The following is a 23,502-nucleotide window of genomic DNA, read 5'->3' as shown; positions in this document are numbered from 1 at the left end:
GGGTTAGCAAGACACGTCGTTTAGACATATTTCCAAGCCTCCACGATCACTTGAAGCTCTTGCGTACTGAAGTTATGATAACGGCGCTGCTCAAAACCTGTGGTGAATTTGAGGTTTTTCAGTGTCTTCTGAAGGCTGGTCCGCTTTAGCTCACCAATGCGTGTTTTGAGACGCTTATCGAGGAGCTTGAGGCTCGCTAAATTGTTCGCAATCGAATTATTGAAATAGATGCCGGTCACAGCGCATGACTTGCTGTTGGAAAGGCGGGTATTGCCAGTCAGGAACCTCACACGTGCGTGTAACTTCCGATATGCACCTTTCGGGCTTACCGGCATCTCCCGCCAATAGTCCGCAAATGCAGCATTCATCCTTGCACGATATTTCATTATCTTCGCTGAGCTTGGGCTGATTTCTACCTTTCCTGGTCTAACGAGGAAGCGATAACCAAGATACTCAAATTTTTTTGGCCCTGCATCGGCAAGTTTGAATTCGGAGGTTTTGGCTGCATTGTAAGTAAGCCCGTTTTCTCCAAAAATAGCAATGATTTGGTCTTTGAACGAACCAAGATCTTTACCGACTGGTGGTCGTGCAAACATAGCCACGATGTCATCTACAAATCGGCAATATAGGGTCAAACCGGGGAGGTTCTGGATCGCTTTGTCTACTGGTCCTAGATACAACTCAGCCAAATATGCGCTAACGCCAACACCTCGTGGAATGCCGGTCGCGTTGCCAGAAATATTTCCGTATGAGTTCAGCACTTGCTTAATGTATTTTTTTGACGCGGCGCTCAGTAGCTGGTCGCGATCGAGCTTTTCGATCAACCGCTGACGATCAACGCTTTCATAAAACGACGAAATGTCGGTGCGGACTAACTCGAAAGGAAATTTGCTGCCTAGCATATCGCGAAGCTGGCAGACCAAGTCATGACGGTTAGCCTGCTTGACGTCGTAGGTACAATGAATGTTGCGTTGAAGCTGCTTGATGACAAAAAAGGTTTCGGGCTCCGCGTCGATGCAGAAAACCGACTTTCCTTTCGGCCCAGTTTTTTGAGAGAGGTCTATTTTGAAGCTTGACTTGTGGACCTTCCGACTAATTTCACCCATCAAGACGTCAACAGCGGATGACTTGGTTGCTTTTAAGGTAACTAGTTCATCTTTCAAGGCAAGCAACTGTGTCTCGAAATCTTCAGCTGTCAGTTTGGATGCCACCTTCCGTAGATCTCGAATGTCTTTTACCTTGTCGCGCACGGCGAGCGTGACCGGCTCGAGACTCGGAAAGTAGCGGGTAGCCAAGTCGGCGCCTTTGCGGTTTTCGGCGTCATAGATGCGACGAAAGTTCTCCGCCGTGAACATTTGGTCAAGCATTACTGACTAGTCTTACAAATGAATATTGGCTGAATGTTGGTGGCCAATTCAGATCTTGAATATCCTACATCTTAGTGAATTTCGAACGTGAGCTGCCGCGGCAACGTGGCTAAACAAGATCAGTGCTGTTGCATGTTGCCTGATGGCAGACATTCACCGATGACCGTTCCTGGCCGGGACTACCAGTTCGCAGACAGCTCCGGGAGCTGACGTACGGCCTGACCAAGCCTGAGCGACCGGTTCTTGAGACTGCGAGCTCACTTTGCCGACCCGTTGCGGACGCTAGCCGTTCGGCATGTAGTAGAACTCAAACCCTCGACTTGCTAGTCGTCTAAAGTTGCCTGCATCGGCTTCTCCGAATTGCAAGGCAAGCGCTTCAATGTCCGCATTTTTCGGATCGAGCTTGTGCTTGCCCATCTCAAAGGCACCAACTCCAAAGGCCGCAGCGAGCGCGACGCTTTCATCCGACGTCGCTGCTAGAAAAACTGTGGACACCACAGTGGCGCCGGGTGGCACCCCAGCATATCGCTTCTCGCCGTATTCAAGCGCAGAAGCGATGTCGGCGTTAAACGGCCCGATCGCAATGACTTGTGCGTCCAATCCCATTTTCTATTTCCTCAAAGCTGCACGTTGGCAATGCCCGCTCCTGGCCGGCCGCGTCAGTTCCGCATTGTTGCCTGAACCTGACCTTGGCTACCATTGGCACCGGCGGCTTCCCAACCGACAGCGGTCAACGGACCGCAGAAACCCAGCGGCAGCAGCCAGCCTGAAGCAGTCCGAAAGCGCCGCCCTCAATAAACCGCCGCCCCCACCACCTGCGCCACCGTCTGCGCAAACTTCGCTTCCGTCCCCGTCCCCAGGAACACCAGCGCAAATGGCTGCAGGTTCTGTTGGTTGAACGGGTCCGCCGGGAATGCGTCTGCTGAGACCTCGACTTCGTAGTCGCCTTGGGCGGGGTTCTCCAGCACGACCTGCTTGAAGGTCTGGATGTCTTCGTGGGCGTCTGCGGGGACCGGGGGCGTGGCGACGGGGCGGGAGAGGTGGGTGCGGGTGGCGGTGGTGTCCCAGAGGTTGCCCCGGTATTCAGGGGTGCCGCCAGGGGCGCGCACGGTGAGGTGCAGGTGGTTGACCAGGCGGGGGCCGGGGGGGTCGGTCCAGTTCAGCGTGACGCGCAGCAGCGCGGTGCCGGGCGGCAGCGTGAAGTGGTAGCGCACGCTGCGGCCGGGGCCGAGGGCGCAGTCGTCGCGGGCGTGGAAGGTGACGGGCAGCGCGGGGGCCAGGCTTTGGCGCAGGTTCACGCGGCCCCAGCCGTAGCCGGCGGCGGTGTCGGGCAGCGGGCCGGGCGTGATGTTGGTGGCACCGTTGACCAGCGTGGCGCGCAGCAGTGCGGCGCTGGGCAGGTCGTAGGCCAGGCGGGTGGCGTGGCGGTTGACCAGGGTGGCCATGTGACGCAGCTTGCCGGCCTGCTCTTCGGTCCAGGTCAGCAGGAAGACGCGGCCGTTCCAGACCAGGCGATGGTCGCGCACATTGGCGCCCGGGGTGCTGAGGCCGAGGATGGCGGCCGGTGCCGGCGCGCTGAGCCCGGAGGCAGGCAGTGCCGGCCTGGGGTTGGGTGGCGGCTGCGGCACGTTGACGCGCCGGCCGTTTTCGTCGAGCACGCTGAAGTAGAGCCGGCGCGTGGTGTCGGGCTCGATGCCGATCCAGGCCAGGCCCCAGCTGGGGCTCCACTCGGGTGGCGTGAGCAGCACCGGCGGCGGCTCGCTCCAGGCTTCGTGGGTGTAGGTGCTGACGAGTTGCGGCTCGATGGCATCGTGGCCGGCGCCCCAGTCGGGCATCGCAGCATTGACCACGGCAAAGTCCTTCACGGACTGCATCACGCCAGGAATCGGCGGGTTGCTCATGGGCACCCCGTTGCGGTCCAGCCGGCTGAAGCGAATCTCCCAGTTCGCGCCGGCAGTGGCGCGGAACTGCCAGGCCGCGGCGTATTCGCGGTTGGCGTTGCTGGCATCGGTGGGCCGGCGCGCCACCACGCCGTTGCGGGCCTCGCCCGTGGTGGCGCTGAGCAGCTGCTCGGCGCCGGCCGCCACCCCTGCGGCGTCGAACTGGCGGCTCAGCACCTGCACATTCGCACCGCTGGTGCGGTGGTAAATGGCGGTGGCCTTGGCCTCGCTGTTGGCGAACTGCCACCACTGGTGCGCGGCCACGCCGTCGCAGCTCAGCAGCTCGGCTGGCGTGCCCACCGCCTTGCCGGCGGCGTCCAGCTGCTGCTGCCGCAGGTGCAGCACGCCTTCCTGCAGGCTGCCGTAGGCCACCAGCACGCCAAAGGCTGGCGGCGTGAGCATGCCGAGCTGCGGCGTGGTGCCGTCGTGCAGCGCCACGGTGTCTGCCAGCGCCGCGCTGCCGGCCGCGCCGAAGCCGGGCACCGGCACGCCGTCGGCGTCGGCCAGGTGGACGCTGATGCCGGCAATCATGTCGTTGACCACCGCCACGCGCCGGTCATTGCCGTTCCACAGCAGCTCCGCGCCGGTGGGAATGAAGGGCCAGGGCCGCTCGCGCAGGCCGTCCACGCCGTGGCGCGCATCGGGCAGGCCATCGGCCGTGAGCCGCAGCCACTGCAGCCGCGCGCCGATGACAGGGCCTGGCACCAGCCGCAGGAAGTCCCAGCTGGCCCCCGTCCACACGGCAGACAGCGGGTGCAGCGACGCATTCGCATGTTCGGCCAGCGTGGTGGTCACATAACGGCCGCTCTTCTGCCACGGGGTGGACGGGTCTTCCTGCGCCTCGAAGGCCTGGCCCTTGGTGAGGTTCAGCGCGTAGACGCCCATGCGATCGGCGTTGACCTCGTCCGGGTTCTGGTAGACCAGCACATGGCCTTGCGCGTCGGCCAGCACGGCGTGGCCGTTGGTGTCGCCCGGCGAGTCGGTCAGCCGCAGCACGGCCCGGCCGGAGGCCGCGTCCATGGGGGTGCGGCCATCGGGCACGGCATTCGCGTCCAGCGTGGCCAGATAGAGGTCGATGCGGGTGTCCTGGCTGTCGTCTTCCCAGGTCAGCAGATAGCCGCCGTCCGGGTGCAGCAGGATCTGCGGGCGCCGCAGGTGAACGCCAGCCGGCAGGGACATGAGCAGCTCCGGCATGCCCAGCTTGGCGAGCTGCGGGCCCAGCCGCTGCCGCCACAGTTCGCCGCCCGCGGCATTGCGCGCGTCCACCCAGACCAGCAGGTATTCGTTCTTGCGCCCGTCCCACACCAGGCTGGGCTCGCGGATGGCCTGGGCCTGGTCCAGCACCGTGAAGGCGCTGGCGCCCAGGGCCTTGCCGTTGGTGCCGAACTGCCTCACCTGCAGCTGGAAGCTGCTGTCGTTGAGCACGCTGCAAAAGGCAAAGCGGCTGCCGTTCCAGCTCAGCGGCTGCTGCGGGCCGATGGCGTCGCAGTTCATCAAGCTGACCGCTGCCGCGTCCACCGCGGCGCCCGTGTCGGCATTGAAGCGCTGGAACACCACGCCCTTGTCTGCGCTGACCGGCCACACGCAGACCAGCTGGTTGTTGACCGCCAGCAGCGCTGGCGGCACGGCGTCGGTGCTGCGGGCTGCCGGGTCCAGCGTCACCACGCCTGCACTGCCAAAGGCGGCCACCGGTGCCAGCTTGCGGTCGTAGCACGAGAGCCGCAGCTTGCCGTCGGCATGCCGGTGCAACAGGTAACTCTTTTCGCCCAGCGTGGCCACCTGCAGCGCAGCGTGCTCGCCCACTGCTGCCTGCAGCAGCACCGGCGCAGCGTCCACCGGCGCTTGGTGGCGGCCCACGCGCAGCGCGACGATGCGCTTGGCATCGGCCGCCAGGGCCGGCGTGGCCCAGGCGAACAGCAGCCCGTCCGGATGCGGGGCGAGCGACGGCCGGCTGGCGAAGACGGGTGGCGGCGCAGGGGCGGCCGGCAGCGGCACGCCCTCCAGCAGCAGCGGCCGGCGCATCTGCGCATGGCGGGTGCGGTAGTACTGGCGCACCAGCAGCGCCGCGCCGCTGACCATGGGCGTGGCCATGCTGGTGCCGTGGAAGACCTGGTAGAGATTGCGGTCCAGCCCGGCCGCCAGCATGGTGTCGAAGTTCTGGAAGTAGAACGGGTCGTTGAACACCGGGCCTTTGTAGGGCACCGGCGGCGGCACGCCGGCCGCAGGGGGCGGCGGGGGCGCAGGCGGGGCGGGTGCAGGCGGCGGCGGCAGGGCCGGCGGCCGGGCCACCCATTGCGAGCGGGCCGACAGGATGTTGGTGCCGGGCGCGACCAGGTCGGGCTTGACGCGCAAGGTGTTGACCAGTGCCGGCGTGCGGACCTGACCGCGGTCGCTGAACAGCGCGATCTCGTCGGCGTTGTCGGACATGCCGAAGGTCTTCAGGCCGGTGCCGGCCGCGATGTCGAACGCGGTGTTGTTGAACTTCGGGCCGAAGTAGCGGCGGTAGTCGTCGCGCCATCCGCTGTCCACCCGCAGGTTCTCGGAGGCGCCGATGGTCAGCACGTTCTTCGCCGTGGCCTCCAGCTTCAGCGTGCTGGCATCCAGCACGCCGTCGCCACCGGCCGCGGTGTCGGACTCGTCGTTGCCGGCCGCGAACAGCACCAGCACGTCCGGGTGGTCGAAGCACCAGCGGTCGACCGGGCGGGTCTCGTTGTCGGTGTAGCGGTTCTGGTTGCCGGTGTTGAAGGAGGCACCCCAGGAATTGTTGATCACCGAGGCGCCGTTCTGCGCCGCGAAGTCGAAGGGCACGCGAGGGTCTCGCGGCAGCTGGCCCTGCGTGGCCGGGCGCACTGCGGCGGCCAGCGGCCCCAGGCCCACCAGCGCGGCGCGCGGCGCCATGCCGCGGGCCTGGCCTGCAGACTGGCTGCCGTCACCCACGACGATGCCGGCCACGTGGGTGCCGTGCGGTTTTTCGTCAGGCACGGCGCCGGCCACCAGCGGCGCGCCGTGGTTGGCCAGCAGCCGGATGTTGGCCGCCAGTTCGGGGTGGAAATTCGTCAGCACCGCGGTGGCGGGCGGCGTGGTGCTCGCGAAGGCGCCGATGTCGAACCCGGTGTCGACCACCGCGCCAATCTCGCCCAGCCCGTCGAGGTTGACCAGGAAGTTGACCGTGCCCAGGTCGCGCACCTGGTTGGCGCCAATGATCACGCCAGCGTTGTGGTTGCACACCGCCGCGAGGGACGGCGGGCTGGCGCTGAACAGACCCGGCACCGACAGCACCGCCGCCCCTGCCTCCGGCGCCACCTGCAGCACAAAGCCTTGCGGGGCCGGGCTGACGATGGCAGCACCGGCTGCCTCCAGCGCAGCGCGCAGCGTCTCGGGGTCCACGCCGTCGAAGCTGCGCACCTGCAGGTTGCCCTCGGGCACCGAAGCCGGCAGCGCCAGCGTCATCGCGGCAAAGCCGGCCAGGTCCAGCGGCGCCTGGGCGCCGACCAGCGCCAGCGTGGGCACATAGGCCGGGTGGAACAGGCCGGCAAAGGCCACCTCGGGCAGCGCGCGCACGGCTTCGGCCACCGCGGCGCTCATGCGCCAGACACCGGCTGCCGCCGCCAGCGTCTGCACCGGCTCGGCGCCGGCCAGCGCCAGCTCGGTCAACCAGCTCTTGTCGGCCGGGGCGACAAACACCACCAGCCAGTAGGCCGGGGCATTGCCGGCGGGCACGGCTGCACTCAATGCGGCCGGCGGTACCGGCGCGTCACCGCCAGGGGTCCAGGCCAGCGGGCCGAGCTGCAAGGCTTCGGCCTCGGGCGCGGGCTGCACCGACATGCCTTGCGCCACCAGCGTGGCCACCTGCGCCTCGTCCAGGCTGACCCAGCATTGGCCGCCGGCCTCGCGCAACACGCTGACGCGGCTGTCGAGGAAGCTGCGTTGCTCGGGCGCACGCTCAGGGTCGAAGCGCACAAAGGCTTGGATCGTGGCCATGGGAGCCTCTGCTTCTGGACGCTAGTTCTGGACCATCGGGTCGATGTCGACCTTGCGGCCGCTGGCCGGTCGGCCGGGCGACAGGATCTGCGCGATGGGCAGGCCCTCGTCTTCACCGAGCAGGCGTTCGACGCGCAGGGCCAGCTCAGCCGTCAGGTTCACCGTGGCCACCGTGCCGTTGACCGTGCCGGCCACGAAACTCAGCTTCTTGAAGCTGCCAATGGCCTGGTAGCTGCCGCCGTTGAAGGCAAAGCCGGCTTGCTGGCGCAGCGTGTCGCGGTTCAGCAGCAGCACGGCCAATGCCAACGCGGCCACCTGCGCGGCTGTCTCGTCGTCGGCCGCGCTCAGGCTCAGCGTGGCCTGGTGCAGCAGCTTCAGCGACGAGCCCGCGGCGACCACGCCGTAATGCACTTCGAGCTGGTTGAAGTCTTCCAGCTCGCGGCCGGGGCGCGGCAGCACGCTGAAGGCCTTGGCGTCGGCCAGGTCCCAGCTCAGCTCGGTGGGCGACAGGGGGATCAGGTCGCCCACGGCAGAGCGCAGGTAGACACGCTTTGGGCCGGGGTATGGCGGGCGTGTCAGCGCGTAGGGGCCGGTGGGCGCCATCGGGTCGAAGGGCAGCAGGTCCACCGCGTCTTCCGGGCCGGGCTCGCCAGCGACCGGGTCGGCCGAGTTCGGGTCGAAGGTCCAGCTGTCCAGGCCGTAGCTGGTCTGCACGCCGCCGTCGCCGACAAACAGCGCTGGCAGCGAATCGCCCAGCAAGGCGGTGATGGCGGTCTGCAGCGCGAGCAGCATGGCGGCGACCCGGGCTCAGTGCGCCGGTGGCAGGGCCGCAGCGTGGCCGTTGACCGGCGGCGTGCTGGCGGCGATCTCGCCGGCCACGACTTCACCCGCCTCGACTTCATCGCCCAGCGTCTCCTGCAGCACCTGCACCGCGCCGCTGATGCGCAGCAGCGTGGCGCGCAGGTTCGCGGCCTGGCTCTCCAGGCCCTGCAGGGCTTCCTGGCCCTTGTCGTATTCGGCGCGCAGCTCGGACAGGCGCTGGCGCAGCTTGGATTCGATGTCGCTCATGATTCAGGTTCCTTATTTCTTGGTACGGGCCGCAGCCTTCGGAAGTCCGGTGCCGGAGACCGCACCGGTGCGCACCAGCGCGACCGGGAAGCTGGGCTGCAGCGCGTCCACTTCCTTGATCGTCCTGGCCTTGTCGATCTGCGCTTCGACGCGGTTGACCTCGTCGCGGAAAGCGTTGACGGTGGCCTTGATGCCGGCGACGCGGGTCTCGTCATAGACGCCCAGGCCGATGTTCAGCAGCTGGTAGTCGGGCACCAGCTTGGAGCGCTGCGCCAGGGCATCACCAGTCAGCAACTGCTTCTTGCGCTCCCGGGCCTGAGCGAGCGTCTCCGGCACCGGCTCGGCCGGCAGCGGTGGCGCATCGAGGTCAACCACCACGCCGTCCCTGATCTCGAAGCGGGCGGGCACGTAGGGCAGAGGGGCGCGGCCGAAGACCATGGTCTTGGGATCGAACCCTGGGAAAAGTTCTTCCGGCTTCAGCTCCCGGCCAGCGTCCACGTTGACCTGGAACAGCACTGCGTGGCTGCGCTTGTCGATGATGATGTTCATGCGATCTCCCGGTGCTCAGAGTTCGACGATCTGGATCTGGCGCGAATCGCCGTACCAGCAGCAGTACAAGGTGCCGGCGGTGGTGGCCCATTGCACCGAAATCGTGTGATTGCCCGCGCCGAGGTAGACCATCGTGGCCAGCGTGACGCCGCGCAGCTCCCAGCCGTTGTTGTTGAACTCGTGGCGGGTAACGTCATACACGCTGCCATCGACCAGAAGCCTGAAGTAGCCGGCGACATTGGCAGGCCCTTGGGTCTGCACGCCGTTGATGAACACGTGGATCTGGAACCACCTGTAGATGTTGGCCGGCACCGTCACGCTGGTCTGCATGTTGGGCACGTCCACATAGCCAGTGGACGTGGTGTTCGTCGAGTTCGTGGCGCGAACGATGCTGCGAATGCTGGTGTCGAAAATGCGGCCTCCGGCATACACCGCATACGATGTGGCACCAATCACTTCCAGCCCATAGCCGATGGAAGTTGCGTTCACGTAGCAGGCCGCATAGGTCTGAGGCAAGCTTCGCACGCCAACTGTGCCGGTGTTCGTGTCCGTGGTCAGCGACCAGCCCGCCGTGGTGCCGTACAGGCCCACGGTGGTGTCGCCCGCCATGCCGATGAAGGCTCGGTCTGCAGCCGGCGTGGTCTGGTAGAGCCACAGCCCGGCACTGCCGCTGGCGCCCTGGCGCAAGCGGATGCGGTCCCCAATGTCCACCTTCAGCTCGGTCGACGCCACGCCGATCGCGACATTGCCGCTGCTGTTCCAGCTGAGTGCGACCTTCTGCGTTCCGCCCGCCTGGGTCCCCAGCGCGCCACCGGCATTGCCCCAAAGCACGGGGCCGTCGGGATTGGTGCTGGCGAACAGCTTGCCGGTGCCGAACCAGCCCAGCCCGTGGAAGGTGTCGTTGCCGGCGCGCAGCATCAGGTTGTTGTCATTGAGCGCCAGGGTGCCGGCCACATCGAGCTTGGCTGTGGACGTGGCCACCGTCTTGCCGACGGCCAGCGTGCCGGACACCGACAGCGAGCCGGTGATCGCGTCACCGGCGCGTTCGACCTTGGCGGTGTCCAGGCGCTTGGTTTCGACGACGAGGTCGTTCCAGTCCTTGGACTTGAGCGGATCTCCGGCGCTCTTGGGAAATGGCAGGTCGGGCGTGAAGGCCATGGGGCGTCTCCTGAAGGTGCATTGCGGCCGAGCGGGTCACGTCAGAAGACGATGTCCCAGATCAGCGTGAGCTTGAAGGTGTTGGCCTTGGTCACGGCGTCGAAGACGACGCGGTTGTAGATCGTGCCGCCGGTGGCCGCGGTGAAGATGCCGGCCTCGCGCAGCGGCTCGGCGCCATTGGCTTCGCCGAAGTCGAAGACGGTCTGCAGGCTGACCTTGATGCGGCTGATGCCGCCGTCGACGACGTTGCTGTAGACCGGCGCGGCCACCGGGTTGCGCGCGCGCTCGGCCACCAGCTTCAGGTCGCCGTCGGCCGGCGCGGTGAATCCCGTCCCCACGCCCATGTGGCTGACGATGGCCGGCGGTGTGCCTGGCACGCCGGCAAAGCGCTGCGCCACCAGCGCCCTGCCCGCCTGCACGATGCGATTGGCATGGCTGCGGTCGAGCAGGATGCTGCCGTCCCGCGCCTGGGCAATCAGCCGCACCCGGCCTTGCATGTTCATGTTTTCCTGCATGGTCTTGCTCCGCTGTGTCTTGTCTATAAGAAACCGAACGCGCCGTCGAAGACCGCAACGTTGTAGACGCCGCCAATCACGAATCGCTCGCTGGCGTCGTGGTGCTCGGACTCGCTGTCCAGCGCGCCAATGGCCAGCGCCTCGCTGGCGTCCTGGGTCTCGGTGTTGCGCTGGTCCAGCAGCGCGCTGAACTGTTCCTTGGCCGCCTGGTCTTCCCAGGGCTGGCGCTCGCTGGACTCGAACGGCAGGTTGATCGCGTACTGCACCATGCCGCGCACGCCGGCTGCGCGGCTGTTGTCGACCACGCGCTGCATGGCGTCCAGCGACAGGCCCTTGAACAACTTGAAGCGGTCCTCGTAGCCCGTACCGTGCAACAGCCGCTGCACCGCGGCGCTGACGAAATACGGCACGATCACGTCGAACACCAGCGGCTGCAGGCGCAGCCACTGCATGCGCACCGAAAAACCGGCGCTGTCGAAGGTCTCGTCGCGGTCGAAGGCCGAAGCGTCGAACACCGCGCCGCGGGCAGCCTTGAAGACCCACTTCGACGCGCCCGAAGGCACGGCGGGCAAGGCAGGCGGCGACACGCCATCGAGCATCCTGAACTGGCTGCTGACGTCGGTGCTGGCGATGGACGCGCTGAATTCGGCCACCGTCGAGCCTGTGATCACCAGCGCCTGACCCTGAGGCACCTCAAATGCCGCGTCGGCCACCACGCCAGCGCCGGTGTCCTGCAGCGTGATCGACAGGCCGCGGCCGCCGCCCGGGCCGAAGGTCCATTCGATGCGCGGCGGCATGGGTTCCACGCTGCTGAAGTCCAGATTCAGCGTCGCCGTGCTGCCGCCCACCGTCGGCAGGCTGCTGCCCAGCACCACCTCCAGCTTGGGCGCGAACTCCTCCACCTGCACCAGCTGCGCCAGCCCGGCAATCAAGGCATCCGTGGCGCTGCTGGTGCCGCTGCGCGACTCCAGTTGCTGCCTGAACAAGGCCAGGTCGTAGGGCAGGCCCAGTGCGGCGCGCACCGCGCCCTTGACGGCGTCCACCGTGCCGCCGCCGATGAAGGACGAGACGGTGGACTTGACCAGCGGGCGGAAGGTGTCGTCGCCCTCGGGCGTGCCGTTCGGCAGCAGCCGCCGGGCCACGCCCAGCAGCGCGCCCAGCCCGTCCAGCCCGCCGCCCCTGGCGTAATCGATCCAGTGCGACTTCAGCAGGTCCTTGATGGCCGCATCGGCCTGCATCAGCTCGGCACCAAGCGCGTCCAGCACGGTGTAGAGCAGCGAGCCGTCCTCGTGCGCCGCGTAGACGTCCGGGAACAGCGCGACGAGACGATCCGTCTTGAAACTCATCTTGCGCTCCGCCTGTTCACGCCAGGGCCAGCGGCGCAGGGCCGCCGCGCATGCCAGGGTAGGCTGAGGCCTGGACCATCACCTGCAGCGATGCGGCTTCCAAGCCGGCAAGGCCAGGAATGCTGATCGTCGCGAACGTGGCCGCGGCGCTGCTGGCATTGGTGAAGGTGACGGTGCCTGTGGTCTGCCCAACCTGCTGCAAGGACTGGCTGGGCGCCGCGGTGGGCCGGCCGCGCACCGAAACCGTGAGCGCCAGCTTGAAGTTGCGCAGCGTCACGGGCAGATCGGCGTCATCGCGGATCGCAACCGTGCAGGCCAGCGTGTTGCCACCGGTGAGCTTGGCGTTGCTCACTGCCAGGGCCTGCAAGGGCAACACCGAAATCGCGCCTTCATCGGGCCGAACCTGCGCGCCCGGCTGGATCAGGAACGGATCGGTCGTGACCGGCACGCCATCGGCATTCAGCTGTGCCTCGCCCACGTCCGCCAGCCCGGCGACCTGGAACACCAGCGAGGACAGCTTGCGTGCCGACACCGGCTCGCCAATGCCCAGGCCGTTCAACGCCTTGACCACCGCGGTCTTGTAGCGCGCAAAGGCTTCCTTGCCAGCGCCGGCCACGTCCGGGATGACCAGGAACTGGCCCGACAGCGTGACGGTGGAGACCTTCTTGACGTTCGCGCGGATGCCGGCGGCGCGCGTCTTGTCCACCGTCGCCTTGACGGCATCCTCGATCTCCGGCTTGCCGGTGGAAAACAGCACCCGGACCTCGCCCAGCGGGATCTGCGAGTCGACCGAGAAGTCGCTCACCTCAACGCTGTCGACCCCGTCGATGCTCAGCACCGCAAAGCGGATCGCGTTCAGCGTGGCATTGCCGGCGCGCTCCAGCGCGTGCTTGGCGCGCTCGCGCAGCGGGTCGTCGGCCTCGGCCGCTTCGCCGCCGGTCAGTGGCTTGGCATTCGTCACGCCGCCGTCCACGCCGCGAGGCGGCGTGGGCATCACCGTGAGGCTGTCGGAGCCGAGGTTGCCCTCGGGGCCGTTGTCCAACGCGATGACCGGCACCGTGACGTTCGGCGCCTTGGCCAGGTAGCTGACAACCACCGTCGAACCCACGGGCGGCGCGGCGGCCAGCGTCACCGTGAGCCCGTCGGCGCCAAAGGGCTTGCCGAGCGCGCTGTCCACCGTGACCAGGTTGCCGGCCACGCCCTTGAGCTGCACGCTGGCCAGGCTGGCAATCGCCTGCGTGACGTGCAGCACCTTGGCCGCGGCGAAGTTCTCGACGACGACGGCAGGGATCACGCCGGCCGTGGTGACCTTGAAGAGGCGGCCGCGCGCATCGGCCACGCGCGTGCCCAGCGGGATCATCACGTCGTTGCGTGGCGCGCGCTTGAGCGAAAACGTGACCTCGCCTTGCGCCGGCAGTGCTGGGTTGCGCACGATGCCCAGCAGCGCCACCACGTTGTCCAGCGCCACGCCTTGCGCATAGTCGATGAAGGCGCGTTGGAAGGCCTGGTCCATCTGTTCGTACAGCAGCTTCAGCTCGCGCGAGACCGCGCGCACCAGCGTGCCGGCCACGCTGCCGGCGTTGAAGTCGGTGATGCCCGAAGGCAGGTCGCGGTAGCTGTAGCCGACGGTCAGGCGCGAGTTGTCGTCCGGGTACCAGCCCGGCGGAGCTTCCTCGCCGGGATAGCCTGGCGACCTGTTCCAGACCAGTTGGCCGACCGAGTAACGGTAGTGAACCTCAATGTCGAACACCGCCGGCTTGCCGCCTGCGAAGCCCGTGATCTGCGCGGCCAGCCCGCTGACGGGACCTGGTCCCCTGATCGGATAGCTCAGGGAGTCCGTCTCGGCGTGCCCGACAAAAATCAGCTCCAGCGTCGCCGGCTGCGCCACGCCCAGCAGCAGGCTGTCCTGCAGCGACTCGACCAGCGAACCGTAGGGCCGCGAGAAGGGGTTGCCAACGTCGACGATCATGTAGTCTCCAACGCGAGGTCGTGGACCAGGTTCAATGGCTGCGAGGCCTGGAAGAGCTGCACCAGCAGCGCCAGCCGCAGCACCTGGCGCTCGCCGGGAATGCGGACGATGTCGACCGACAGCACCTGCTCGACCCTTGGGTCGGCCTGCACCGCGTCGCGCGCAAAGACCTGGGCCTTGAGCCGCGTGCGCGCCAGGTCCGGTTCGCCGATCAGCTCGTGCAGCCGCGAGCCGTAATCGGCCCAGCCCAACGGCGCCAGCTCGCCCACGCGAACCCGCAGCCGCATCGTCAGCGCCTGCACGATGTTGTCGTTGCCGATGGCCAGCGCCAGGTCGCCACTGCCGCCAACCACGCCCTGGAACGTGAAGTCGGCGGCGCCGGCCACGTCGCGAAGTGCGAGGTCGGTGCCGAAAAGATGGGTTGCGGGTTGGGCCATGTGCTGTGTCCTCAGGCGCTCAAGTTGATGTGCCGGGTCACGGTGACGGTCTGCCCGCCCGCGCTGGCTTTCAGCAGCAGGCGGTAGGCACCGGTGCCGAGGTTGACGGGCAAGGGGCCGGTCTTGCGCAGCCAGGTCTTGTCGTTCTGGCGGAAAAACGGCAGCGCAGGCAGGTTCAGCGCGATGTCGGCGCTGTGGGCGGCGTCAGCCGGGCCGTCCGGCTCCAGTCGAAGGCTGAGCAGCACGCCGTTCAGCGCCTGGTAGTCGGTGTTGGCGACCCAGGTGTTGGCCGGGCCGGGCTTGAGCCAGGCGCCGGGCGCGAGGAAGTCGATCGTCGCGCTGGCCTTCGAGAGGTTCAGGCCGTCGCTGGCCGGGTTCAGGAACTGCGCGCCGGCAAGCTGGTGCACCACGCAAGGCGTGGGCGCGGCCGGTGGCGCGCCGCCGGCCAATGCGGAACGTGTGATGGCCTTGACGGATGCCAGGTCGATGCCTTCGCGGTCGGTCGCGGCCAGCACCAGTGCGTGGCTGCCGAATTCGCCCAGCACCGGGATGGCATGGCTGAGCGCGGCCAGGCTGTGGTCCAGCGGGTTGATCTCGGGCTTGGCTTCGGTGGCGGCACTGTTCAGGGATGAGAACCACTTGAAGAACAGGCCCGCGGTGTTGCCCACCGCACTGCCGACCAGTGTGACCGGACCGATCAAGCCGGCGCCGTTGGCCGGTTGCGTGATGGTCAAGGTCACGTCGGCCATGGTCATTGCCCGCTGGACGTGAACGACGCCGAACCGCCGGACGGGAAGATCACCGCCTGGTCGCCGACGATGTTGATCGGGATGCCGTTGATCAGCGCCGGGCCGCTGCCGGGCAGCATCATGCCGGGCCACGGTGCGCCGGCCTGCCCCTGCATCACCATGCCCAGCGCAACGATGGCCTTGTTGTTGACCTTCACCGTCTGGTTGAAGCTGCTGATGATCCACACCGTGGGCTGCGGGAAGGTGGGCGACGCGGGCGGTGGCGGCAGCAGCACCGGCGGCGCGCCATTGCACTGCGGCGAATCGCCACCCGTCACCACCACCAGCGCCTCGGCCGAGCCGACGATCAGCTTGCCGCCGCTGAAGCTGAGGTTGCCGCGCAGCATGACGGGGCCCTTGAGCGTGATGTTGGCCATCGTGGTTCACGCCGAGATCTCGGTGCCGGAGATCGAGATGCCGGCGATCTTGCCGTCGCCGTCCACGGTGATCTTGCCCTGCACATGAGCGTCGCCAGTGACCGTCAGCGTCTTGCAGTCGATCTTCACGTCCTTGTCCTTGGACTGCAGCGTGATGCTGCCGGCAGGGTCGATGGTCAGCACGAAATCGTCACCGGACTTCAGCTCGATCAGGCCTTGCGGGTCGATGCGCAGGCCGGCCTTGCACTCGCTGTTGTCCTCGGGCTTGGTCACGTCGCGCTGCAGGAACAGGCTGCCGTCTGCCGCCATGCGCAGGTGGTTCAGCGTGCCGTCGGGCAGGCGGTGCTCGAACAGCACGTCGCTCTCCTTGAACAGCGGGGCGCGCTCCTGGTCGTGATAAAAGCGGCCGCAGATCAGCGGCTGCTGCAGGTCCATGTCCAGGAACTCGACCAGCACCAGGTCGCCCACGCGCGGCGGCGCGGCAATGCCCACGTGCGGCACGGCGATCGGCACCTTGGGCAGTTCCAGCCCGTCGTGCTTAAGGCGCACGTCGGCTTCGTAGTTGTTGGTGTCCGAGTCGCTTTCATGCGCGCTGATGGCCGTGACCGTGGCCAGCTGCGGGCCGCGGCGCAGCGCCAGCTCCTCGCGCACCAGGCGGCGCACCATGTCCATGAGCTCGTTCATTGGAAGTCCCTCCGCACTGCGTGCTTCGGGATGAGCGCTTGGGAGCGGCCCGGCGCGCTCATGGCTGCGGCTCCGTGGCGAGGGTCAGCTCGGTGACAAAGCCGTCGCGCTCGCCAAAGCGGTGGCGCAGCGCGGTGATGGTGCCGCTGGCGTTCAGGCCAGCCTCGGGCGCATCGCTGGCGCTCATGGCGTCGCCCAGCTCCAGCGCCGGCATGCCCAGCACGCTGAGGCGGATGGCCGCTGCTCGACGTGCGAAACCGGCCGCATAACCGGCGGCAAAGCGGCCGGCCATGTCCTTGGTGCGGGCCGCGGGGTCGGTGATCAGCCACTCGTCGCCGCTGCCGGCGGAGTCTTCATAGGCGCTGTCGGTGGCAGTCAGCCAAAAGCTCTTGTCCTCGCCCTGGCCGGACATCGGGCTCTCGCCGCCGACCGTGACCTGGCGTGCAAGCGCCGGCTGCAGCATGGCTTCGGCGGCGAGCAAATGCTTGCCATAGGCCAGGCTGCCAGCACCGCCCAAGCCCAGCGCACCGGCAGCACCCGCAGCCGCGCCCAGGGCGCCGCCCACGCCGCCACTGCCAAGCGAAGCCGCAGCCCCCACGCCGCGGAAATTGACCTTGCCCTCGCGGTCGCTGAACAGCGAAAAGCCCAGCCGCTCGGCCAGCCGGCGCAGCTGCGTGTGCGCACCCTGCCGGCGCTCGAAGGCGTAGCGCGCCAGCGTCACGCCGTCTTCGATCTGGCCGGCTTCCAGCGCGGCCTGGCCAATCAGGTCGCGCACCACGTCACCGGCACTTTGCTGCTGGTAGAACGAGGCCACGCGCAGTTCCACCAGCGACAGCAGCGTGCCCACGCAGACCAGCTGGCAGCCGCCCAGCCGCGGCCGCAACTCGGCCACGCTGCCGGTGAAGACTCGCTCCAGCCCGTCCTCATCGCCCAGGTCCAGCGTCACAGGGTCGCCCACGGCCACGCCGCCGCTTTCGGCCAGCAGCACGCGCAAGCCGTCCAGCGGCACGTCCAGGCTGCGCTCGACGACAAAGCGCGAGGGTGCAGCCACCGGCGCGCTGCTGTCTGCGCTCAGGCTGCCAGCGGTGAAGGCGAAACGGGGGTTCAGGCCAGCCATGTTTGCGAGGCCCTCAATTCGTGGGGAAGCCGCCGTGGGCGCGGGCATCCTTTTCCAGCTCGGCGTCCTGGTAGCCGTGCAGGATCACGTCCCACAGGTACACGCCGAACAGCGGCAGGCCGAGGTGGAAAAACGGGCCGAACCAGCCGTACTGGTTCACATGGCGCAGCTCGTGCTCGTAAAGCGCCTGGGACTTCGGGATGCTCACCGCGCCGCTGTAGGCCGGCGGCGAGACCGGATCCGGCAAGGCCTGCCAGGCGGCGTTCTGTTCGTACTCGCCGTTGACGAAGAAGACGTTGCCGAAGGTGATGCCCAGCAGCCCGTCGAACGAGCCCAGCCAGCCGCCCTTGAAGACCAGCGCAAAGGCATTCAGCCTGCCGGAAGAGGCGACGTCGAAGCCGGGGGTCTGCCAGCTCACATGGCCCAGCGTGAAAGCCCAGACCAGCCAGCGCACCACTTCGCCGATCAGGATGCTGACCTCGATGGCCAGGCCGAACGCGGTGTTCGGCAGCGTCCAGATCACGCCCAGCAGCGACAGCAAAACGCCGCCAAAGCTCCAGTGGCCGTTCGGGTCGAAGCGGTTGACCGGGTCGTTGGCGCAGTAGGCGTAACGGCAGCGCAGCCGCGGCTCGCGCAGCCAGTCGGCCAGCAGGCCGGCGCGCTGCATGCGCTGCGCCGAAGCCAGCACAAACGGGCTGACGAGGCGCGCATCGTCCGGTGCGCCGGTGTGGCTGTCGGGCGTCAGGAAGCGGCGCAGCCGCGGGTCGTACCAGCGCGCGCCCAGGCGGTACAGGCCCAGCTCCGCATGCCAGAAGCGGCCGCGGTACATGGCCGGCACCTCGCCATCCGCTCGCAGAGGCACACCGAACGGGTCGTAGCGATACGGCCCTTCTTCGCCGCAGAAGACCAGGTTGCCACCGGCATCGGCATGCAGGCTGCGCAGCTCACCTTGCGGGTTGCCGCGGAAGTCCACCAGGCCGACCACGCCGGTGGGCAGGCGCAGCACGATGAACTTCGGCCGGCCGTGTCCGTCGGCCACCGCGAGCAGGCCATCGTCTGCGCCGTAGAGGTAGCGCTCGCCGCCGGACTGGCCGTGCTTGGCGACCAGCCGTCCCTTGTGGTCATAGACAAAGCGGCCCACGCATTCGCCGTTGACCAGCAGCGATTCGAGCTCGCCCGCGTCGTCGTAGCGGTAGACCTTCTCACCAGCCGCGTCCCGCACGCGCAGCACACGGCCCACGGCGTCGCAGTCGATGGCGAAGTCGTCGCCCTCGCCCACCACCTCGTCGGCCGGACCGAAGGCGTAGCGCCAGGCCTGCGCGCCTTCGGTGGCTTCCATCAGCCGGCCTTGCGCGTCGTAGCGGTGCTGGCGTTCGCCTTCGCGCGAAAGCCGGAACGCGGCGTCGCGTTCCAGCGCACACGCCCACAGCTCGCGGCCGGCCAGCGTCAGTTGTTCGCGCAGGGACTGGCCGGACTCGGGGTCGTGCCAGGTCTGGTGCAGCAGCTTGTCCGGCCCGCGGTGCCAGGCCAGGCGCTGCGCGTCGTCGCTGCCCAGCTCTGCCGCGGTCGCGCCGTTCCAGCTGACTTCGGTGGCACGGCCACGCACGTCCCATTCGAAGCCGATGCGCTGGTCCCACTCGGGGAAGCTGACCTGCGCGAGGCGGCCGTTGGCATCGAAGTCGAAACGCAGGCTGAGTGCCACGCCGTCGACGCGCTGCGTCAGGCCGATCAAGCGGCCCGCCTCGTCGTAGTCGAACGCGGTATGTTCGTGGTCCGACCGCGCTTCGCTGACACGGCCGCCCACCCAGCGGTAGACCCACGGGCTGGCGCCGCCGCGGCGGGTGCGCAGCAGCTTGCCCTGGGCGTCGTAATCGTGCGCGCGCTCGCCATCCGCACGCCTGGCTTCGGTCAGCCGACCGGAGGCGTCGTAGCTGTAGCGCGCCCATGCGCGGCCGTTGCGGTCGACCTCGGTGAGGCGGCCGTCCACGCCATAGCGGTAGTCGTAGCGGGTGCCGTCGGGCTCGGTGAGGGTGGCGAGTTCGCCAGCCTGCCAGGCGTAGCTGCAGAGCTGCGGGCCTTCGTGCACTTCGACCGGCAGGCCCTGCTCGCAGCGCGTGTCGCGCGCCGCGCGTTGCGTGGCGTCGAAGGCTTGCAGGCGTTGCAGGGCGTCCATCACAGGGCCAGTGCGGAAGATTGGGACGGCGCGCCCAGCGGGATCGCGTTCAGCATGGTGTCGAACTCGTTGAGCACGCGGTCGAGCTGCTGGTCGAAGCTGGTCTGCAGGTTGGCCAGCAGCGTCAGCAGGCGTTCCAGCAGGTCGTGCACGATGAGCTGGTCCACCTGCTGCAGCAAGGCGGTCACGTCAGCCAGGATGGCTTCGAGCTGGGCCTTCAGCGCGTCCAGCACTTTCTTGAGTTCGGCCCGCACCTGGTTCAGGAAGCCGTCGATGGCCTGCTTCAGCTGCGTGAGCATGCCGCGCAGGCTGCCGGTGATCTTGGCCACCAGTTGCTGGTACAGCGCATCGAGCTGGACCTGGATCGCTGCCGGGTCGATGGCTTTGAGCGGGTCCATCAGCGGGTCCCAAACGGTGGTCTTCAGTTCGGCGGCCAGCGCGTCAGGGTCCAGGATGTTGAGCTTGGCACGCAGCGTGTCGTAGACGCCGGAAACCGCCGTCTTCAGCCCGGCCGGGTGCAGCACCAGTGCGGCCTGGCGGATCTCGCCGAAGAAGCCGTTGACGGCATCGTCCAGCGCGGCCTGCAGCGGCGCCAGGTCGCCGAGGAAGCGGTCGACCGCGAGGTCGATGCGGCGTGCCTTGGTGGAAGGGCGCAGCGTGGCGAGCGCGCCGTGCAGCGTGTCGGCGGTGATGGGTTGCGGCTGGGTCAGGAAGGCCGGCAGCATCTTGGCCAGGCCGCTGTTCAGGCGGTTGTAGGCGGCCTGCGCGCCGCTGGCGTCCAGGCCGTTGATGCGCTGGCGCAAGGCGGCGGAGAGCTCGCGCACGCGGCCGTCCAGCTGCTGCAGGCGCGAACTGGGCACATCCAGCTTCAGCGGCGCCAGCACCAGGTCGAACTTCGCGCTCAGCGAGGCCTTGGCGGCGCCGTTACCGGCCGACAGCGCGATCTGCGCGTCCAGCCGCACGCGCAGCGCCGGCAGCGTCACGGCGCCGGCCAGCGCGCTGGGCGAGAGCGCGTCCACCCGCTGCTGGGCCTCGCGCAACAAGCGCGTGACCTGGGCCGGGTTCAACGCCGGCAAGGCCATGCCCAGCCCCGTGCGGATGGCTTCGAGCGCGCTGGCCACGTCGGCCACCGGCAGCTTGTCCACCGCGGCCATCAGCTGGTCGAACACCAGGTCCAGCGGCTTGAACAGGCTGCTGGGCTTGACGCTGTCGCCCAGCGTCAGGTTGTACTGGCGCAGCGCGCCGTCCGGGTCGCCAAACACCGCATCGGCCAGGCCCAGCATCAAGGCCTTCATGGTCTCGAAAAACGTGTCCAGCGGCGGCGGCAGGTGCACGCTGTCCAGCGCGCTGGCCAGGCCGTCGCGGGCCTGGGTGAAGAGCTCGCGCTCCTTCTGCTCCAGCGTGTCCAGCAGCGGCGTGATGTCGATCAGGTCGACCAGGCGGTCGATCTCGGTGTGCAGCAGGCGCAAGGGCTCGACCCACACGTCCGGGCTGGCGCGGTTGATGGCGGCCATCATCTGCTGGTAAGGCGCTTTCAGCGGTTCCAGCAGTTGGCCAGGCGAGAGCTTGTCGGCCTGGGCCACGAGTTCGTCGACCAGCCCGTCCAGCGGCGCCAGCACCAGCGTGGCATTGATGCCGTTGACCGACTTCTCGACCTGGTCCAGCAGCGCATTGACAGGCGCCAGGATGGCGCTGCCGTCGAAGCCGATGATGCGGTCGCGGAAGTTGTTCCAGGCGTCCAGCACGGCCTGCACTGCTTCGGCCAGCTCGTCGTCGATGGTCTTGAAACCCGTCTTCAGCTGGGTCTCGATCATGCCTTCGAGGTCCACCGCGCGCAGCAGCGCCAGGCCGCCCTGGATGGCGATCTTCTCGGGTTCGGACAGCGACTCGGGCTTGATGGCCGAGAGCTTGGCCTTCAGCGCGTCGATCTCGTCGATGACCTCGTCGGCCACCGGCTTGAAGTCCAGCCCGTCGAGTTGGGCCAGCAAGGCCTTCAGGTCGTCTAGCGCGGAAGACAGGTCGCTGGCCAGTTGCTGGATCAGCGAACCGGCCTGCTGCACCACGTCGCCAATGGCGTCGGCCACGTCGGCAATCGGAATCTGCTTGAACTGGTCCAGCGCGTCGGCCAGCGTGCTGCTCAGGTCGCCCAGCAGGTCGTCGCCAATGTTCTGCTCGATGAAGTCGTGCGCGGCCTGGAAGCCTTCGGCAATGCCGGTGCGAACCTGGTCGATGTGCAGCGCGTCCAGCTCCTGCTTGACGCGCGAGAGCATGCCGCTCACGGCCAGCTGCACCTGCTCGGTCGGCACGTCTGCCATGGCCTGCTGGATCTTGCCAATGAAGTCGATCAGGATCTGCTGGACCTGCGACAGCGGCGAGGCGGCGAACATCTCGTGCACGCCGTTGGAAGCGCGCGCGATCTGGGCCGCCAAGTCCTGCGGCGACAGGCTCATGCGCAGCCGCGACAGCAGCGATTCGATCACCGAGGCGATCGCATCGACCGCGTCGTCCACGCTGGGCAGCTCGACCAGCGGCACGGCGCCGAGCACGGTGGCATAGGCCGAGAACAGCGTGTCCCAGGCGTCGTCCGCGACCAGCGCGGTCAGCGCGTCGCAGCCGGCGTCAATCGCGTCGAAGGCCAGGCCCAGCGCGTCGGACCAGGCTTGCAGCAGCGCCTCCAGCGCTGCGTAGGCAGCAGCGTCTGCCGCGTCGAAGCTGACGATGGCGTTGGCCAGGGCCTGGAAGCTGAGGGCGGCCTGGTCGCGCACCGTGCCGATCAGGCCCTCGATGCCACCAGCGGTGAGCGGCTGGATCAGCGCCAGCGCGCCGTCCAGGTGCTGGCTGGCACCGGCGAGCAGGTCGTGGTCCACGCCCACCAGCTGCTGGGCGAGGAAGTTCAGCAGGTCGTCGGCCGAGGGCACCTGGCCGCCGGCCAACTGCTCGATGGTGCCCAAGGCGGCGGTGACCTGGGCCAGCGTGTCGGTGTCGATCAGCGTACTGCCGAGTTCGGCCAGCCGGTCGCTGAAGGCGCTGAGCACGGCCTCGATCAGCTTCAGCGCGGTCTGCTCCAGGCTGTCGCCGGGGTGGATCTGCTGAACCAGCGGGCTGTTGGCGAGAAAGTCCGACAGGCCCTGGTAGCTTTCGTTGAGGTTCTCGATGAAGGCCAGCGCGTCGCCAGGCAGGGCGTTCTGGATCGTGCTGATGGCCTTGGGCAGCGCTTCGGACAGGCCGCTGACATCGATGTCCAGCGCGCCCTGCACACCGCCAAAGGCCTGCGTCACGGCGCCCAATGGAGAACCCGAGTCGCCACTCGCCAGCGAACCGGCCACGTCCATGAAGCTGGACAGGCCCGTCTGCGCGTTGGTCGCGGCGTCCAGCGCCGGGCCCAGGTCGGGCAGGCTGGCGGTGGCACCGGTCACAGCAGTTCCCCGATGGCCGAGAGCGCGCCGGCCGCACCGCCAGTGGCGCCGCTGAAGGCGTCCAGCATGCCGGGCAGCCGGGTCGTGGGGTTGGCGAAGTCGGCGGCGCCGGCGATCAGGTCCACCAGGCCGGCGACCTCGGCCAGCGCGTTCTGCACGTCATCCATCAGCGCGCCGGCTTCGTCCAGCAGGCTGGTGTCGATGTCACCAAACGGGCTGGATGCTGGCGGCGGGGGCGGCGGCAGGTACTCGGTCAGCTCGCAGCTGAAGTCGAACTCGTCCAGCCGGCCCGCCCGCTGGCCGACTTCGAGCTTGTCCACCAGCACCTGCGAGAAGTAGCCCTGGCCGGTGATCTCGCACAGGAAGTCCACCGGCGCACGGCCCAGCAGGTGGCCGCGCAGGGTCTGGATGTCGTCGGCCGCACCGTCGCCGTAGCAGATGCCGCGCACGCGGATCTGCACGCTGGGCCGGCCAAGCGCCTGCGCATAGTCGCCCTCCTGGCCGGGCACGGCATGGCGCACGAAGCGCGCGCCTTCGGTCACGTCGATGCTGAGCAGCTTGTCCAGCACCACGCCGGCGAGTTCGAGCGCCATCTCAAGCCTTTTGCAGGCACGGGA

Annotated in this window: 18 protein-coding genes; all 18 read right to left on the bottom strand. The window is 67.7% G+C overall.

Features of this window, described 5'->3' with window-relative positions; all coding sequences use genetic code 11:
- Positions 1 to 20: 20 nt before the first annotated feature.
- The 18 genes from drt3a to LRH25_RS31395 all read right to left on the bottom strand — a co-directional run bounded on the left by drt3a (position 21) and on the right by LRH25_RS31395 (position 23,478).
- Positions 21 to 1,367, bottom strand: a complete 1,347-nt coding sequence (gene drt3a, locus LRH25_RS31480) for an antiviral reverse transcriptase Drt3a (RefSeq protein WP_170200865.1) — start codon at positions 1,365 to 1,367, stop codon at positions 21 to 23.
- A 282-nt stretch (positions 1,368 to 1,649) separates the two neighbouring features.
- Positions 1,650 to 1,973, bottom strand: a complete 324-nt coding sequence (locus LRH25_RS31475; protein WP_141287765.1) for a hypothetical protein — start codon at positions 1,971 to 1,973, stop codon at positions 1,650 to 1,652.
- A gap of 185 nt (positions 1,974 to 2,158) precedes the next feature.
- Positions 2,159 to 7,288 (bottom strand): S8 family serine peptidase, encoded by a 5,130-nt coding sequence (locus LRH25_RS31470; protein WP_231013175.1) that lies wholly within the window; start codon positions 7,286 to 7,288, stop codon positions 2,159 to 2,161.
- A gap of 21 nt (positions 7,289 to 7,309) precedes the next feature.
- Positions 7,310 to 8,080 carry a hypothetical protein gene (locus LRH25_RS31465; protein ID WP_141287791.1) on the bottom strand — a complete coding sequence of 257 codons (771 nt, stop codon included), beginning with the start codon at positions 8,078 to 8,080 and terminating at the stop codon, positions 7,310 to 7,312.
- A gap of 15 nt (positions 8,081 to 8,095) precedes the next feature.
- Positions 8,096 to 8,356: a hypothetical protein gene (locus tag LRH25_RS31460; RefSeq protein ID WP_141287790.1), complete on the bottom strand. Its 261-nt coding sequence runs from the start codon at positions 8,354 to 8,356 to the stop codon at positions 8,096 to 8,098.
- A 12-nt stretch (positions 8,357 to 8,368) separates the two neighbouring features.
- Positions 8,369 to 8,905, bottom strand: coding sequence for a hypothetical protein (locus LRH25_RS31455; protein WP_141287789.1), 537 nt, complete (start codon positions 8,903 to 8,905; stop codon positions 8,369 to 8,371).
- Between the two features lie 15 nt (positions 8,906 to 8,920).
- A complete protein-coding gene (locus LRH25_RS31450; RefSeq protein ID WP_141287788.1) occupies positions 8,921 to 10,063 on the bottom strand; it encodes a hypothetical protein in 1,143 nt (380 codons plus the stop codon).
- 41 nt (positions 10,064 to 10,104) lie between these two features.
- Positions 10,105 to 10,578, bottom strand: a complete 474-nt coding sequence (locus LRH25_RS31445) for a hypothetical protein (RefSeq protein ID WP_141287787.1) — start codon at positions 10,576 to 10,578, stop codon at positions 10,105 to 10,107.
- Between the two features lie 23 nt (positions 10,579 to 10,601).
- On the bottom strand, positions 10,602 to 11,924 hold the full coding sequence (locus tag LRH25_RS31440; RefSeq protein ID WP_141287786.1) for a hypothetical protein: 1,323 nt from the start codon (positions 11,922 to 11,924) through the stop codon (positions 10,602 to 10,604).
- Between the two features lie 16 nt (positions 11,925 to 11,940).
- On the bottom strand, positions 11,941 to 13,893 hold the full coding sequence (locus LRH25_RS31435) for a baseplate J/gp47 family protein (RefSeq protein ID WP_141287785.1): 1,953 nt from the start codon (positions 13,891 to 13,893) through the stop codon (positions 11,941 to 11,943).
- Positions 13,890 to 14,330, bottom strand: coding sequence for a GPW/gp25 family protein (locus LRH25_RS31430; protein ID WP_141287784.1), 441 nt, complete (start codon positions 14,328 to 14,330; stop codon positions 13,890 to 13,892). Before LRH25_RS31430 ends, LRH25_RS31435 begins: the two co-directional genes overlap by 4 nt.
- Positions 14,331 to 14,341: 11 nt before the next feature.
- Positions 14,342 to 15,079, bottom strand: a complete 738-nt coding sequence (locus LRH25_RS31425) for a hypothetical protein (protein WP_231013174.1) — start codon at positions 15,077 to 15,079, stop codon at positions 14,342 to 14,344.
- Between the two features lie 2 nt (positions 15,080 to 15,081).
- A complete protein-coding gene (locus LRH25_RS31420; RefSeq protein ID WP_141287782.1) occupies positions 15,082 to 15,495 on the bottom strand; it encodes a hypothetical protein in 414 nt (137 codons plus the stop codon).
- 6 nt (positions 15,496 to 15,501) lie between these two features.
- Positions 15,502 to 16,179, bottom strand: a complete 678-nt coding sequence (locus LRH25_RS31415; protein WP_141287781.1) for a hypothetical protein — start codon at positions 16,177 to 16,179, stop codon at positions 15,502 to 15,504.
- 58 nt (positions 16,180 to 16,237) lie between these two features.
- Positions 16,238 to 17,296 (bottom strand): hypothetical protein, encoded by a 1,059-nt coding sequence (locus LRH25_RS31410; RefSeq protein ID WP_231013173.1) that lies wholly within the window; start codon positions 17,294 to 17,296, stop codon positions 16,238 to 16,240.
- A gap of 13 nt (positions 17,297 to 17,309) precedes the next feature.
- The gene (locus LRH25_RS31405; protein ID WP_231013172.1) at positions 17,310 to 19,469 is read right to left on the bottom strand and encodes an RHS repeat domain-containing protein; all 2,160 of its coding nucleotides are present in this window, start codon (positions 19,467 to 19,469) and stop codon (positions 17,310 to 17,312) included.
- Positions 19,469 to 22,885, bottom strand: coding sequence for a hypothetical protein (locus LRH25_RS31400; RefSeq protein ID WP_231013171.1), 3,417 nt, complete (start codon positions 22,883 to 22,885; stop codon positions 19,469 to 19,471). Before LRH25_RS31400 ends, LRH25_RS31405 begins: the two co-directional genes overlap by 1 nt.
- Positions 22,882 to 23,478 carry a DNA circularization N-terminal domain-containing protein gene (locus LRH25_RS31395; protein WP_231013170.1) on the bottom strand — a complete coding sequence of 199 codons (597 nt, stop codon included), beginning with the start codon at positions 23,476 to 23,478 and terminating at the stop codon, positions 22,882 to 22,884. The genes LRH25_RS31400 and LRH25_RS31395 overlap by 4 nt, the downstream gene beginning before the upstream one ends.
- Positions 23,479 to 23,502 lie beyond the last annotated feature (24 nt).

It is taken from the genome of Ideonella azotifigens (genome assembly GCF_021043325.1).
GTDB classification, from domain to species: domain Bacteria; phylum Pseudomonadota; class Gammaproteobacteria; order Burkholderiales; family Burkholderiaceae_C; genus Ideonella; species Ideonella azotifigens.
Note: the sequence above shows the minus strand (reverse complement) of the source record. Positions and strands in the feature narration are given on the sequence as shown.

Bases quoted from the DNA above. Each gene is read 5' to 3' on its own strand.
- LRH25_RS31425 (WP_231013174.1), bottom strand. From the start codon at position 15,079: ATGGCCGACGTGACCTTGACCATCACGCAACCGGCCAACGGCGCCGGC.
- LRH25_RS31465 (WP_141287791.1), bottom strand. From the start codon at position 8,080: ATGCTGCTCGCGCTGCAGACCGCCATCACCGCCTTGCTGGGCGATTCG.
- LRH25_RS31410 (WP_231013173.1), bottom strand. From the start codon at position 17,296: ATGGCTGGCCTGAACCCCCGTTTCGCCTTCACCGCTGGCAGCCTGAGC.
- LRH25_RS31440 (WP_141287786.1), bottom strand. From the start codon at position 11,924: ATGAGTTTCAAGACGGATCGTCTCGTCGCGCTGTTCCCGGACGTCTAC.
- LRH25_RS31405 (WP_231013172.1), bottom strand. From the start codon at position 19,469: ATGGACGCCCTGCAACGCCTGCAAGCCTTCGACGCCACGCAACGCGCG.
- drt3a (WP_170200865.1), bottom strand. From the start codon at position 1,367: ATGCTTGACCAAATGTTCACGGCGGAGAACTTTCGTCGCATCTATGAC.
- LRH25_RS31450 (WP_141287788.1), bottom strand. From the start codon at position 10,063: ATGGCCTTCACGCCCGACCTGCCATTTCCCAAGAGCGCCGGAGATCCG.
- LRH25_RS31395 (WP_231013170.1), bottom strand. From the start codon at position 23,478: ATGGCGCTCGAACTCGCCGGCGTGGTGCTGGACAAGCTGCTCAGCATC.
- LRH25_RS31420 (WP_141287782.1), bottom strand. From the start codon at position 15,495: ATGGCCAACATCACGCTCAAGGGCCCCGTCATGCTGCGCGGCAACCTC.
- LRH25_RS31460 (WP_141287790.1), bottom strand. From the start codon at position 8,356: ATGAGCGACATCGAATCCAAGCTGCGCCAGCGCCTGTCCGAGCTGCGC.
- LRH25_RS31435 (WP_141287785.1), bottom strand. From the start codon at position 13,893: ATGATCGTCGACGTTGGCAACCCCTTCTCGCGGCCCTACGGTTCGCTG.
- LRH25_RS31445 (WP_141287787.1), bottom strand. From the start codon at position 10,578: ATGCAGGAAAACATGAACATGCAAGGCCGGGTGCGGCTGATTGCCCAG.
- LRH25_RS31455 (WP_141287789.1), bottom strand. From the start codon at position 8,905: ATGAACATCATCATCGACAAGCGCAGCCACGCAGTGCTGTTCCAGGTC.
- LRH25_RS31475 (WP_141287765.1), bottom strand. From the start codon at position 1,973: ATGGGATTGGACGCACAAGTCATTGCGATCGGGCCGTTTAACGCCGAC.
- LRH25_RS31415 (WP_141287781.1), bottom strand. From the start codon at position 16,179: ATGAACGAGCTCATGGACATGGTGCGCCGCCTGGTGCGCGAGGAGCTG.
- LRH25_RS31430 (WP_141287784.1), bottom strand. From the start codon at position 14,330: ATGGCCCAACCCGCAACCCATCTTTTCGGCACCGACCTCGCACTTCGC.
- LRH25_RS31470 (WP_231013175.1), bottom strand. From the start codon at position 7,288: ATGGCCACGATCCAAGCCTTTGTGCGCTTCGACCCTGAGCGTGCGCCC.